Below are 14,571 nucleotides of genomic sequence, written 5' to 3' on the forward strand. Positions count from 1 at the left end.
TTAGGGGAATCGGGTCTCCCAATAACCACTGGGCTAAATCCGCCGGAAACGTCTCAGCTAGGAACTTACAAACATTGTCGAACATATTAGCATTATATCCCAATCTACGGGCGGTTGTGGGGAGTCTGTAGGGAGTCAGAAAAAAGTATTTTTCAAGCCTGTTATAAATTAGCTGTAATCGCCATCATGTTGGGGTAATTAGTAAATTACCCCTAGGCGGAAATTCCGGTTGATATTTATTCGGGCTGATGGCTTTGTAGCCATTCCAGCAAATCATCTATCTCCGAAAAGTCTAGTAATGCTTCTCCTAACTCCTCTAATGCGGGTAATGGTAACTGATTGATTTGACCGATGACCGTTTCTGGTAAACCGCCTAATCTCCTATTTAGCAGCCGGAAAATTAGGGATTTTTCTCCTTCGGTTGCCCCCTGTTGTAATCCCTGTTGTAATCCCTGTTGTAATCCTCGTTGTAATCCTCGTTCAAGGGCTTCTTCCCAAATGTCTTGATAAATTACTGATTCTTGCATAATTTCTTGCCTCAATAATCGTTTAATCAGCACTTTGTCTAATACCAAACCCGCCAGAATCGCTGTCGATGCTGCCACGTTATTTTGGGTTCTCCGGTCAGCGATCGCATTAATTTTTTCAGCCACCCGCTCTAATAACTTTTGGCGATCGCCCGTTTGAGCTAGTATCGCAAAAGGTAATAATCCCGGCACATTTATAAACGTATCTACAGATTCTTCCCAGAGTCTAATTACCTGAAATTTATGGCGAGTTTGAGCTATTTCTAGCTGGGTTTGGTAGACTAAATCCGAGGAACTTTCCCTTAAATAAATCACCACTTGCCGCATTTGGCACTCCGGGAAACGACGATAGACCCGCACCCAATAATCTAACATCCTAAACGGAATAGTTGGGTCTGGTTGCGTCTGAAATTCCAGATGAAGGATGACTCCCTCTGATTTCAGCAAGATGAGACTATCAGCCCGAATTGGTTCTAGGGAAAGTTCCGACGGGCTGAGTTCAGTTAGGGGAATCGGTTCTCCCAATAACCACTGGGCTAAATCCGCCGGAAACGTCTCAGCTAGGAACTTACAAACATTGTCGAACATATTAGCATTATATCCCAATCTACGGGCGGTTGTGGGGAGTCTGTAGGGAGTCAGAAAAAAGTATTTTTCAAGCCTGTTATAAATTAGCTGTAATCSYSATCATGTTGGGGTAATTAGTAAATTACCCCAAGGCGGAAATTCCGGTTGATATTTATTCGGGCTGATGGCTTTGTAGCCATCCCACCAAATCATCTATCTCCGAAAAGTCTAGTAATGCTTCTCCTAACTCCTCTAATGCGGGTAATGGTAACTGATTGATTTGACCTATGACCGTTTCTGGTAAACTGCCTAATCTCCTATTTAGCAGCCGGAAAATTAGGGCTTTTTCTCCTTCGGTTGCCCCCTGTTGTAATCCCTGTTGTAATCCCTGTTGTAATCCYYGTTCAAGGGCTTCTTCCCAAATGTCTTGWWAWMYWTKTAGTAATCCTTGTTGTAATSCCTGTTGTAATCCTTCTTGTAATCCCTGTTGTAATCCTTCTTGTAATCCTTCKTGTAATCCCTGTTGTAATCCTTGTTGTAATCCTTGTTGTAATCCTCGTTCAAGGGCTTCTTCCCAAATGTCTTGATAAATTACTGATTCTTGCATAATTTCTTGCCTCAATAATCGTTTAATCAACACTTTGTCTAATACCAAACCCGCCAGAATCGCTGTGGATGCTGCCACGTTATTTTGGGTTCTCCGGTCAGCGATCGCATTAATTTTTTCAGCCACCCGCTCTAATAACTTTTGGCGATCGCCCGTTTGAGCTAGTATCGCAAAAGGTAATAATCCCGGCACATTTATAAACGTATCTACAGATTCTTCCCAGAGTCTAATTACCTGAAATTTATGGCGCGTTTGAGACTAGCCATCCCACTAAATCATCTATCTCCGAAAAGTCTAGTAATGCTTCTCCTAACTGCTCTAATGCCGGTAATGATAACTGATTGATTTGACCTATGACCGTTTCTGGCAAACTGCCTAATCTCCTATTTAGCAGCCGTAAAATTAGGGCTTTTTCTCCTTCAGTCACYCCCTGTTGTAATCCTTCTTGTAATCCCTGTTGTAATCCCTGTTGTAATCCCTGTTGTAATCCTCGTTCAAGGGCTTCTTCCCAAATGTCTTGATAAATTACTGATTCTTGCATAATTTCTTGCCTCAATAATCGTTTAATCAACACTTTGTCTAATACCAAACCCGCCAGAATCGCTGTSGATGCTGCCACGTTATTTTGGGTTCTCCGGTCAGCGATCGCATTAATTTGTTCAGCTACCCGCTCTAATAACCTTTGGCGATCGCCCGTTTGAGCTAGTATCGCAAAAGGTAATAATCCCGGCACATTTATAAACGTATCTACAGGTTCTTCCCAGAGTCTAATTACCTGAAATTTATGACGAGTTTGAGCTATTTCTAGCTGGGTTTGGTAGACTAAATCCGAGGAACTTTCCCTTAAATAAATCACCACTTGCCGCATTTGGCACTCCGGGAAACGACGATAGACCCGCACCCAATAATCCAACATCCGAAACGGAATAGTTGGGTCCGGTTGCGTCTGAAATTCGAGATGAAGGATGACTCCCTCTGATTTCAGCAAGATCAGACTATCAGCCCGAATTGGTTCTAGGGAAAGTTCCGACGGGCTGAGTTCAGTTAGGGGAATCGGTTCTCCCAATAACCACTGGGCTAAATCCGCCGGAAACGTCTCAGCTAGGAACTTGCAAACATTGTCGAACATATTAGCATTATATCCCAATCTACGGGCGGTTGTGGGGAGTCTGTAAGGAGTCAGAAAAGAGTATTTTTCAAGCCTGTTCTAAATTAGCTGTAATCCTGATCATGTTGGGGTAATTAGTAAATTACCCCCAGGTGGAAATTCCCGTTGATATTTATTCGGGCTGATGGCTTTGTAGCCATTCCAGCAAATCATCTATCTCCGAAAAGTCTAGTAATGCTTCTCCTAACTCCTCTAATGCGGGTAATGGTAACTGATTGATTTGACCAATGACCGTTTCTGGTAAACTGCCTAATCTCCTATTTAGCAGCCGTAAAATTAGGGCTTTTTCTCCTTCAGTCACCCCCTGTTGTAATCCCTGTTGTAATCCTCGTTCAAGGGCTTCTTCCCAAATGTCTTGATAAATTACTGATTCTTGCATAATTTCTTGCCTCAATAATCGTTTAATCAACACTTTGTCTAATACCAAACCCGCCAGAATCGCTGTCGATGCTGCCACGTTATTTTGGGTTCTCCGGTCAGCGATCGCATTAATTTGTTCAGCTACCCGCTCTAATAACCTTTGGCGATCGCCCGTTTGAGCTAGTATCGCAAAAGGTAATAATCCCGGCACATTTATAAACGTATCTACAGRTTCTTCCCAGAGTCTAATTACCTGAAATTTATGACGAGTTTGAGCTATTTCTAGCTGGGTTTGGTAGACTAAATCCGAGGAACTTTCCCTTAAATAAATCACCACTTGCCGCATTTGGCACTCTGGGAAACGACGATAGACCCGCACCCAATAATCCAACATCCGAAACGGAATAGTTGGGTCCGGTTGCGTCTGAAATTCCAGATGAAGGATGACTCCCTCTGATTTCAGCAAGATGAGACTATCAGCCCGAATTGGTTCTAGGGAAAGTTCCGACGGGCTGAGTTCAGTTAGGGGAATCGGTTCTCCCAATAACCACTGGGCTAAATCCGCCGGAAACGTCTCAGCTAGGAACTTGCAAACATTGTCGAACATATTAGCATTATATCCCAATCTACGGGCGGTTGTGGCTAGTCTGTAGGGAGTCAGAAAACAGTATTTTTAAAGCCTGTTCTAAATTAGCTGTAATCCTTTTGGTGGCTGTTTTTTTTGATTCACCATCTTCTGTGTAAACCCAAATGGGAGCGCCAATTTTTACCTTAACTCGCGTTCCTTTAGAAATGGGAGGTTGTCGATCATAACCAATGGCGATGGGAATAATTGGTAACTTACAATTGGGTTGATTAGCGATCGCTTGTAGTGCAATTCTGGCTACACCTGATTTAATCGGGTGAATTTGATTATCTTGAAAAATATGTCCCTCTGGAAACAGCACCAACATTTCCTGATTTTGGAGAAGTTCGACACTATATCTAATGCTGGCGGTTCCTGGATTTTCGCGATTAACCGGAAATCCTCCCAACTTTTTGACAAACCACCCCTGGAGTCCTTGGGTTTGCTCCGATAAAACCATCGATCGCAAATCTCGCCCTGTAACTGACCTTCCCGCAACGTAGCCTAGGACGAGGGGGTCCCATCGCGAACGGTGGGTGGGGGCTAAAATTACTGGTCCTTCGGCTGGAATATGCTCTTGACCCTCTACTTCAATTTTTTGGAAATATAGAGGCATGAAAATTCGACCCATGATCAAGTAAGTTAGAGGGGTTAACCAGGGGGAAACTTGGGATTCAAAGGAGTTAGAAGAGTTGGAACTAGGGGATATTTGCTTTGACACTTGGTTTGACATTAGTATAGGCACCTGCAATTTAGCTTTCCTTAATCATAACCCTCCTGGGTGGATTAATAATTATGATAATTCTGGCGATCGCACTTCCGGTTATGTTATACACATAAACGTTATCATAGAATGTAATGATCTATTTAATTTAAGGATAATGAAACTGCGAAAATTGGCAATATCAATTCTACTCTGTATTGCACTGACCTGGGGATTGATGACCCCCGTCAATGCTGCCAATTTATCTGATCGCGATCGCTTACTTAAACAGAATGTCTGTGTCTCATTCTTGTGGAAAGTGTGTGATCTACAGGGTGCTGATCTCCAAGAACTTGATCTGACTGGTGCTAACCTAACTAGGGCCAATTTGCAAGGAGCCAATTTACAAAATGCTATATTACAGAGAGCGCGACTAGGTGGAGCCAAATTACAGGGGGCTAATTTACAGGGAGCCAAACTTTTTGAAGCCGACCTCAATCATGCTAATTTGATGAGTGCTAATCTCAGTAATTCCGAACTATTAAAAGCTAATTTAACCTTAGCTGATTTACAGGGAGCTAATTTAACCAGTGCTAATTTAATCGAAGCCACACTCTGGGGGTCTAACCTAATTAGTGCTGATTTACAGCAGGCTAGTTTACAAAGTGCCAACTTAGAATATGCTAATTTAGCTGATAGTAATTTGAGGGAAGCTGACCTGCATAGTTTCTATTTCCGAGAATTTCAAAAACCTACTAATCTCAGTCACGCTAACTTAGAAGGGGCTAATTTAGTTAATGCTAATTTACGGGGTGTTCTTTTAGAAGGTACAATTATGCCAGATGGTTCGATTCCCGATGAAAATACAGCCCTATAAATATTGTGGGTGTCCAGTTATGGGGGAGGTGCGTCATAGGTATCTGACGCACCAATTTTCCGGGAGACTAAGCTGATTTTAACTAGCGGTAACTAACCCCGAATGAATCAGTAATGGTTTGGTACTAGGTTCTCGCCCTCGGAAAGATTTAAAGACTTCCATAGGGTGCAAACTTCCGCCTAGGGCTAATACCGTATTGCGGAATTTTTCCCCAATAGAAACCACGGCGGAATCATTATCTAATCCAGCTTCCTCAAAGGCGGCAAAAGCGTCGGCGCTGAGAACTTCAGCCCATTTGTAGCTGTAATATCCGGCGGCATATCCTCCGGCAAAAATATGACCGAAACTACATAAAAATGCGTCTTCGGGAAGAGGTGGTAAAACCGTGGTTTGAGCCGCAATGCGTTGACGTACATCATTGACAGTTTCTTTACCACCGGGTTGGTAACGGTGGTGTAATTCCAAATCTACAGAGGAAAAATGAATTTGTCGTAACATGGCTGTACCACTCATATAATTGCGAGAGGCGAGTATTTTTTGGTAATAATGTTCTGGGAGAGTTTCCCCGGTTTCGTAATGTTTAGCCATCCCAAATAATGTAGAGCGATCATAACACCAGTTTTCCATAAATTGGCTGGGTAATTCCACTGCATCCCACTCTACATTATTAATACCGGATGCACCGGGATAATCAACGGTGGTCAGCATATGTTGTAAACCATGACCAAATTCATGGAATAGGGTTTCTACCTCGGAGAAGGTCATTAAACTGGGTTTTCCGTCTACAGGGGGGGTCTGATTACATTGTAAATAGGCGACGGGAAGGCGAATTTTAGTGATGCCATCTTCGATGATTTTGGCGCGGTTAATGCAGTCAGCCATCCAAGCGCCGCCTCGTTTTTCGGCGGGACGACTGTAGGGGTCTAGGTAAAAATAGGCGATCGCATTTTCCTGGTTATCAGCTACTTGAAAATAGCGGACATCAGGATGCCAAATTGGGGCTAAACCATCAGCGGGTGTAATGGTAATATTAAAGATACGCCGCACCAGTCCAAACAAGCCATCCAGAACTTGATTGAGGGGAAAATAGGGGCGCAGTTCTTCATCTGTATAGGCAAATTTTTCTGACCTTTGGCGTTCTGACCAAAAGCTAATATCCCAATGTTTCAGGTCGGCTGTTTCTCCTTGGGATTTAGCATAGGCTTTAAGGTCTTCAAATTCCTGAACTCCTGCATCATAGCTAACTGTTCGCAATTCTTCTAAGAGTTCTTCAACGGCGGCGACATCGGGAGCCATTTTACTAGCTAAACTCAGTTCTGCATAACTGGAAAAACCTAGAATTTCTGACTTTTCTTTACGCAGTTCTAAAATCCGTTCAATTAAGGGAAAATTGTTAAGTTCTCCCTCGGATGCGCGACTGATATAAGCGCGATATACGGTTTCGCGTAAATCTCGGCGGGTGCTATATTTAAGAAACGGCCCAAAACTAGGAAAGTCTAGGGTAATTCGCCAGGGTCCGTTTTCTGGGGTGGCGTTTTCTTCTCCGGCTTCTCTGGCGGCTTGGGCGGCGAGACTGAGTAAGCTGGGGGGTAAACCGTCTATTTCTTCTGGGGTGGTTAGGGTGAGGCTAAAGGCTTTGGTTGCGTCAATAACTTGGTTAGAAAATTGGGTAGCTAGTTCGGCTAATTCTAGTTGAATAGCGTTGAAGCGATCGCATATTTCTCCGGTTAATCCTACCCCAGATAATTCAGCATCCCTAATAGTGGCTTCTACAATCCGTTTTTGGGCGGGTTCTAGGGAGTCCCAATCGGGTGATTCTGCTAAGGCTTTAAATGCCTTGTATAGGGGTTGGCTTTGGTTCAGGCGGTTGATAAATTTAACTACTAGGGGTTGTACTGTTTGATGGGCTTCTCGCAGTTCTGGGCTATTTTTAACCCCCATCAGATGATTAATTATACCCCAACTCCACAACAGACGTTCTTGGAGTTCCTGGAGAGGTTCCACTAATCCTGACCAGGTGGGTTCGGGGTTTTCTTCTAGTTGACTAAGGGTGGTTTCTAGTTCCTCTAAAAGTTGGGTGATTCCTGGGACTACATGATCTGTGGTAATATCTGCAAAGGGGGGAAGTCCTTTTCCGATTAAAAGCGGGTTTTGGGTCATAGTGTTATGATTCATCAATTTACATCAATGCTATCGCTACTTTTGGTATAGCATAATAATCTAATCTCTGCTTGAATAGTTATCAATTATCTCCTCAAAGCGGGAATTAATGGACAATGGACAATGGACAATGGACAATGGATAATTAATAATTAATTATCTGGTTGGGTGGGGCGGGTTTAGGGGCGGGTTTAGTAATGTTATTTGTGGGAAATTTAATTGACAGTGGAACCCGCCCCTACAAGGGTCTTTGATTTCAGGTGGTTAATTATTAAAAAATGGTAATTTAACACCCAGGGCGGCTTGGGCGGCTTCGATTAATTTCATGAAAAAGGGGTGCGAAATATCAACAGTTTTGGCTTGTGAGCGACTAATTCCTAATAACCCGGTTTTTTGTCCAGTTTGAATAGCTAGAACCTCTCCCTTTTGGTTGCGAATTCTTAATTCCCAGTTGTCTCCAATAGGAGTTATATTACACTTGTAAGTGCGATCGCAATAATTAAATTCAGCCAGGCGGCGATTTAGAGGAACCGGGTTTTCCGGAAGTCTCACCCCCACAATTTCTAACTCGATCGCCGTTTGATTATTCCAGGTATTTTTCCGTAATTTATAAGCAAAATCCAGGAGGGAAGGGAGGGGAAAATAATCAGCCCACCGCCAGGCGATCGCAGATATAGTAGGTAAAACAGCCATAGTTATTTCCGGTGGCAAATCTTGAGATAAAGTTAGTTTAATATGACTTTTCCCCACTATTTTTTGATGAAGGACTCGCAGCTTAGGAGTCCAAAAAACCGGCTCACTATTGGCAACTCCACATGGTTGTATTTTATCAATGTGGTCATATAATTTATCTTTAATATCCATCAAATTTATACGGACATCAACATTAACTAAAGGTCGAAGATGTTCCACTTGCAGACATTGATGAGCAAATTCACTCAAACGCTGTTTAAACTTAGGCAAATTAGCCGCCGGTAAAGAAAAGCCACCAGCCGCTTTATGTCCGCCAAATTTACCGAGGATATCTTGACAAAATTGCAGTGCTTCAAACACATGAAATTCCGGAATACCCCGCGCCGACCCCCGCAGATTTTCCTCATCTTCATAAGTACAAATAAACACCGGAACTCCGTAGCGTTCCACCAGTCGGGAAGCCACAATTCCAATAACTCCATGATGCCAATTTTTTTGACAGGGAACTAAAACCCGTTCTTGTTCAAGATTAATATTACTATTTTCATACCAATCAATAGCTTCCTGTTCAATATCAGCACAAAGCTCTTTGCGTAGTAGGTTAGTTTCTTCGCACTCTTTCGCCTGTTCTAATGCAGTTCCCATGTGGTCAGTAGTTAAAAGTTCAATCACCACCTGGGGATTCCCAATGCGTCCGATCGCATTAATCCGAGGTCCGAGGCGAAAGCCGATATCTTCTGGTTTCATCGGAGTAGTAGAATTGGTTAAATTCGGCTGTTGGTTAGCCAATCCTGCTATTTGAATTAATGCTTGAACTCCCGAAATTTTAGACTGCGGCAAAATTTTCAAACCCCGTTTTATCCAACGGCGATTTACTCCATTTAAAGGAGCCATATCAGCGATAGTTCCTAGGGTAAATAGTTCCAATAACTGCCAGCGCAAACTCTCCCTTTCTCCTCGGAGTTTAGCTAAGGATAGGGCTAATATATAAGCTACACCAACTCCAGCCAAGCCATAATATGGGGAAATTTTTGGCAGTAATTTGGGATTGAGAATAGMATCAGCGTTAGGGAGTTTGGGGGGAAGATCATGGTGGTCTGTGATAATCACAGTTAGCCMCAATTCTTTCGCCCTAGCCACCGGACCGACGGCAGAAATACCATTATCCACAGTGATAATTATGGAGATACCCTGCTCGTGAAATTCCTCGACAATGCGATTATTAATACCATAGCCTTCTTGCATCCGACTAGGAATTGCTGATGTAATATCTGCGCCTAATTGAGAAAGGGCTCTAATTAATAAGGCTGTACTCGTCATCCCATCAGCATCATAGTCCCCACAGATGGCAATTTTTTGTTGATTTTCAATGGCATTTTGCAACAATTGGAGGGTTTTGGGTAAGTCGGGGAACTCCTCCATAGGTTCCGGGAGAGTTTGGGATTCGGGGTTAAGGAAGGCTTGGGCTTGTTCTGTGGTTTCGATTCCCCGGTTGATCAGGATTTGGGCAATAATAGGGTGAACCCCGGTGGTTTCAGATAGACTCTGGGCAATTTCGGGGCGTTCTGGGAAAATATGCCAGCGCTGTTTTGGTAGTAGTGCTTCTGTGGTGATGGTAGGTTGGTCTTCCACGGTGACTCAAATTGCCAATGTTTTTATCCTTGATGGTAATGATTATACCAGGGGTTCGGTGTTGAGAAAGTCAGTTAAAGCTCAGTTAATAGCATAACTATCTTTACCACGACCAAGGGCAAATCGGAAAGATTCGCGCGGGTTGCGACTAGACTGGGTGATAAATAATAGTAGGGCTAGGGTGGCTAAACCTGTGTTGATGGTGAATAGGTTACGATATCCTACAGCGTCGGCGATGGAACCGAAAATCGGCCCAGCTAGGGCTAATCCTAAATCAAATCCCCCTAAACAAATTGAGAAAAATTGGCCTCTTTCCTGGGGTAAACAGCGATCGGCGATTAGGGTTAACATCATCGGAATGGTAATTCCTGCGGCTGTACCTTCAAACAAGGCAGCCAGCAAGACATCAAAATTGTTATTGGCGATCGCAAGGATGAACATCGAAACTAGATAACATATCAGACCTGTGGTGATAAAAATACCCCGACCATAGCGGTCAGAGGCGCGACCCATGGGTAGACGGACGGCAAAACTGGCGATCGCTTTCATGCTATAAAATAGCCCTGGATTAAGATTTAGCCCAGAATCTTGGATATATAGCGGGATAAAAGTTACTAAAGTGCCAAAAATTAGCCCCACCATCAACAGAACTAAGGCTGGGATTTTTAATGCCGGACTTCCCAGACGCTGGAGATAATTAGCGATCGGTGATCCCTTACCTTGTGACTGGTCGCTAAGTTCTGGGTTCCTTGAGGCTTCTAATACCTGAGAAATTGCCAAAAGTGATAATAGCCCAAAAACAGTACCACTGATAAACAGAGGAGCATAACCCATTCCCGCCTGGATAAAACCGCCTAAAGCTGGACCAATAGCCATACCAATGGGGGCTACCAAGCTCATATAACCCACTATTTCGCCGCGACGGTTTTCCGGGGCTAAATCTGTGACTAAGGCTGTGTAGCCAATGGTAAAGGCTGCTATGCTGATGCCATGAAAAGCCCTTAATAAAGCCATTAACGGCATCGAATCAGCGAATAAATAGCCAAGGGGTGCTACCGTCGCGACTATTGTCCCGATCAGCAATACTAGCTTTCTGCCTCGTTTATCTGCTAGGGGACCTAGGAAGACGCGGGAGGGTAGCAGTCCGAGGGCAAAAGCCCCCATAACTAAGCCTATTTGTTGCTTAGTCCCCCCCAGATAGGCAATATACAGAGGGAGGGTGGGTAGCAATGTAGTAATCGCAGACCAGAAACATAGACCCGCTATAAACAGCATCAGGAGGCTGCGTCGCTGTCGGGTTTTAATCATAAATAAGATATTCAAGAGAAAACTCCATAAGCAATGGTGATTAGTATAGAGTCTTCACTGGGGGATTGAGGGGGATTAAGGGGATCTGAGATTTTTGATAGAGGCTATCTCAACTCAGAGGTAGCTTAATCATAAATTCGCTTCCTTCCCCCAACACTGAGGTAAAATTTAACTCGCCTCGGTGATTTTGGGTGATAATCTGATAGCTGGTGGGTAATCCCATACCTGTGCCTTGACCAATGGGTTTGGTGGTGAAAAATGGGTTAAAAATTTTGTCTTGAACTTCTGGACTCATACCGATGCCATTATCTTTAATGGAAATGAATATAGCCAGTAAATCTAAAGATGTAGTAATGGTTATTTTACCAGCATAATCGGGGTCTTTGTGATGGGATTTTCGCTCCTCAATAGCCTGTATAGCATTGGCTAATAAATTCATAAATACCTGATTTAATAAGCCGATATAACATTCATAATGTGGTAAATAACCATAATCTTTAATCACTTCTATGGGGGTATTTCCGGCTCTCCCATTTAACCGATTTTGTAAGATAATTAGGGTGCTTTCTAAATTTTCATGAAGGTCTACTGCTTTTAATTCAGCTTCGTCTAAGCGGGAGAAGGTTCGCAGGGATTTGACAATATCACGAATTCGCTCGGCTCCGGTTTTCATGGAATTAATGATTTTTGGTAAATCTTCTTTAATAAAATCTAAATCAATGTCTTGGATACAATCGTTAATATGGGTGGGAGTTTCTGGATAAGATTGTTGATATAATTGGAGTAAGGATAATAAATCATCGGTATATTGACAGGTGTGGGTTAAGTTGCCATAAATAAAACTAACCGGGTTGTTGATTTCATGGGCAACCCCGGCAACTAATTGACCCAAACTTGACATTTTTTCTGATTGAATTAACTGGATTTGGGTATTTTGAAGTTCTCGATAAGCACGTTGAATTTCTTGGCTTTTGGCTTCGGATTCTTGATAAAGTTGGGCTTGTTGAATAGCGATCGCCACTTGATTAGCAATGTTTTTTAATAGGTCAATCTCATCATCCTGCCAAGGTTCATCTCCCTGGCTACGACCTAATTCAAAAGCGCCGATTTTGCTGGCTGTATGAATGGGTAAGGCTAAATAAAGCGTAATCCCCATACCCTGACAAAAATCCACTTCTTCTTTATCTTCTGATTTTCTAATATCCAAACTATAGAATTCTTCCTTAATTATCATTTCAAATAGCCGGGGAAAATTTGTTAACTGATAATGACCAATCCAACTGGCAAATTCCGGCTTTTTCTGCTCCTTTACTACTTCCCATATGGTGGAATCAGAATGATTGTTATACCAACCAAAGCTACAAATATCTACTTTCAGTTCCACAAAAATTGCATTAACTGCATTTTGTAAAATTGTGTCTAAGTTGAGGGAATTGCGAATTTCTGTGCTAATATGATTTAACAGTTGAGTGCGGGTGAGCAGAGAACGTAAGGCTTCCTCTGTTTGGCGATCGCTTATATCTATGACAATGCCAAACATCCGCACCAGTTGACCATCTCTAAACTCTAATTCAATGCGACTATTAATATAGCGAATTTCTCCATTAGGACGGATAATACGCGCATCAAAGTTTTGAGGAATACCTTGGTTAGCTTCCGCAACTCTCTCTAAAAAGAAGTCACGATCTTCGGGGTGATAAAGTTGGAGATTTTGCTCAAAATTTGGCTCTCCTTGGTCGGGGTCTAAGCCAAAAATGTGAAAAACTTCTTCCGACCAACTAATTTTTGGGGTGGTAATATCAAAAGACCAGTAACCTAAATGGGCAACTTCTTGGGCTTTTTTTAATTGTTTACTAAGTTCGGAAAGGGTGATTTCATTGGCTTTGCGTTCGGTAATGACTTCTGTATACATCAGTAAGCCACCAATGCTCCCATTCCCATCAATCCAAGGACGAATTTCCCAACATACCCAGTCTGAACCTCCATCATCACGCATCCATAAATCGGCGGCGGATTTCTCGGTTACTCCTGTTAAACAACGGCTATGAATATCTTTCCAACGTTGGGGAATATCGGGGAAAATTTCATAGTGCGATCGCCCGATAATTTCTTGATTTTCTAAGCCATATTGTTGATACCAAGCCCGGTTAGCGACTAGGTATCGCATCTGGGTATCAAACATGGCGATCGCCGCAGGAGTTACATCACATAGAGTTCGCCAAATTCCTTGACTCTCACGCAATTTATTTTCAGCTTCTTTGCGATCGGAAATATCATAATTAATGCCAATAAACCTGATGGGTTTTCCTTGCTGATTCCACTCTACCACTTTACCCCTGGCAAAATTCCATCTATAGGAACCATCTTTGCAGCGCAGGCGATGTTCATTTTCATAAATTGGTATTTCACCTCGGATGTGTTTTTGGATTTGTTCATGAACTAACTCTATATCCTCTGGATGTACACGACTTTCCCATGATTCTAAGGAATCATTAATTTCATCATCTTGGTAGCCTAATATGGTTTTCCAACGACTATCAAAATATACTTGTTGGGTTTGTGGGTTCCATTCCCAACTGAGGATATTGGCAGATTCTAAAGCTAATTGTAATCGTTCGCGTTCAGCTTGGTTAGCTATTTCCTGACGAGCGATCGCTCGACTGAGAAGCATTCCGGCTAAAGATGCGATCGCTACCGATAATAGCAGGCTATTGGTAGCAATATAATTGCGAAAATTTTGGGATTGTGCTAACTCTAATTCCGCCAGTTGTAGCTGTTCTTGAGTACGATTAGTTACATCAGTTAGCTGGTCGGGGAATCCGATAAAATCAGCAAATTCTGGGCTTTGGATAAGTTCTATTAACTCTTGCTGTGCTGCTTGTATTTGGTTATCTGCAAAATTCAATCGTTCTACTGCTATAGAAAATTTGTTTAATCTTTCAGCAAAAATAGCTACGGTTTCCTGATATTCAGAAAATAGTAATTCCAGTTCAGGCGTTTTGGTATCCTGAGCAAGTTTTTCATATTCTATTAGCAAATTCCTAATTTCATCTAACCTTTTCATAAAGGCATTAATAGCTTCCCGAAACCCCTCTGGATATGGCAGATAGGGAGACAGTTGTTTACCAGGTCGGTTGTACAATATCTTAACTTGCAAGTGGTTCAGAAGTGCGTATTGTTGAACCACAGCATCCCGGTTGATTATAGCCTTTTTTTGATAGTAATGACCCACCATTAAACCGATAGTAGTTCCGGTGATAGCAATGGATAGGGTAGCGATATAGGTGGCGGCGATTTTTTGCTTTAATTTCATCGAAAAATATCTGGGATATAGGACAATTGGC

General features: G+C 42.6%; 10 protein-coding genes. 1 reads left to right on the forward strand and 9 read right to left on the reverse strand.

What is annotated here, in order from left to right; all coding sequences use genetic code 11:
* Positions 1–236 precede the first annotated feature (236 nt).
* The 5 genes from B9T16_RS04350 to B9T16_RS04370 all read right to left on the reverse strand — a co-directional run bounded on the left by B9T16_RS04350 (position 237) and on the right by B9T16_RS04370 (position 4,587).
* Positions 237–1,115 (reverse strand): Rpn family recombination-promoting nuclease/putative transposase, encoded by an 879-nt coding sequence (locus B9T16_RS04350; RefSeq protein WP_410244177.1) that lies wholly within the window; start codon positions 1,113–1,115, stop codon positions 237–239.
* Positions 1,116–1,266: 151 nt separating this feature from the next.
* Positions 1,267–1,893 carry a DUF4351 domain-containing protein gene (locus tag B9T16_RS04355; RefSeq protein WP_410244178.1) on the reverse strand — a complete coding sequence of 209 codons (627 nt, stop codon included), beginning with the start codon at positions 1,891–1,893 and terminating at the stop codon, positions 1,267–1,269.
* Positions 1,894–1,942: 49 nt separating this feature from the next.
* Complete coding sequence (locus B9T16_RS04360; RefSeq protein ID WP_062945633.1) at positions 1,943–2,830, reverse strand: Rpn family recombination-promoting nuclease/putative transposase; 888 nt, start codon at positions 2,828–2,830, stop codon at positions 1,943–1,945.
* A gap of 151 nt (positions 2,831–2,981) precedes the next feature.
* Positions 2,982–3,836, reverse strand: coding sequence for an Rpn family recombination-promoting nuclease/putative transposase (locus B9T16_RS04365; RefSeq protein WP_410244179.1), 855 nt, complete (start codon positions 3,834–3,836; stop codon positions 2,982–2,984).
* Between the two features lie 19 nt (positions 3,837–3,855).
* A complete protein-coding gene (locus tag B9T16_RS04370) occupies positions 3,856–4,587 on the reverse strand; it encodes a lysophospholipid acyltransferase family protein (RefSeq protein ID WP_410244180.1) in 732 nt (243 codons plus the stop codon).
* On the opposite strand from B9T16_RS04370, the gene B9T16_RS04375 reads away from it, so the two are divergent.
* The gene (locus B9T16_RS04375; protein ID WP_410244181.1) at positions 4,547–5,434 is read left to right on the forward strand and encodes a pentapeptide repeat-containing protein; all 888 of its coding nucleotides are present in this window, start codon (positions 4,547–4,549) and stop codon (positions 5,432–5,434) included. The genes B9T16_RS04370 and B9T16_RS04375 overlap by 41 nt on opposite strands.
* Positions 5,435–5,512: 78 nt before the next feature.
* Here the strand turns inward: B9T16_RS04375 and B9T16_RS04380 are convergent, their stop codons facing one another.
* From B9T16_RS04380 to B9T16_RS04395, 4 genes are all read right to left on the reverse strand, one after another.
* On the reverse strand, positions 5,513–7,609 hold the full coding sequence (locus tag B9T16_RS04380; RefSeq protein ID WP_410244182.1) for a M3 family metallopeptidase: 2,097 nt from the start codon (positions 7,607–7,609) through the stop codon (positions 5,513–5,515).
* Positions 7,610–7,858: 249 nt separating this feature from the next.
* On the reverse strand, positions 7,859–9,919 hold the full coding sequence (gene recJ / locus B9T16_RS04385) for a single-stranded-DNA-specific exonuclease RecJ (RefSeq protein ID WP_410244183.1): 2,061 nt from the start codon (positions 9,917–9,919) through the stop codon (positions 7,859–7,861).
* A gap of 81 nt (positions 9,920–10,000) precedes the next feature.
* Positions 10,001–11,227, reverse strand: coding sequence for an MFS transporter (locus tag B9T16_RS04390; protein ID WP_410244184.1), 1,227 nt, complete (start codon positions 11,225–11,227; stop codon positions 10,001–10,003).
* 109 nt (positions 11,228–11,336) lie between these two features.
* On the reverse strand, positions 11,337–14,540 hold the full coding sequence (locus tag B9T16_RS04395) for a PAS domain-containing protein (RefSeq protein ID WP_410244185.1): 3,204 nt from the start codon (positions 14,538–14,540) through the stop codon (positions 11,337–11,339).
* Positions 14,541–14,571: the final 31 nt, after the last annotated feature.

It is taken from the genome of Arthrospira sp. PCC 8006, assembly GCF_046480465.1.
Taxonomy (GTDB): domain Bacteria; phylum Cyanobacteriota; class Cyanobacteriia; order Cyanobacteriales; family Microcoleaceae; genus Limnospira; species Limnospira platensis.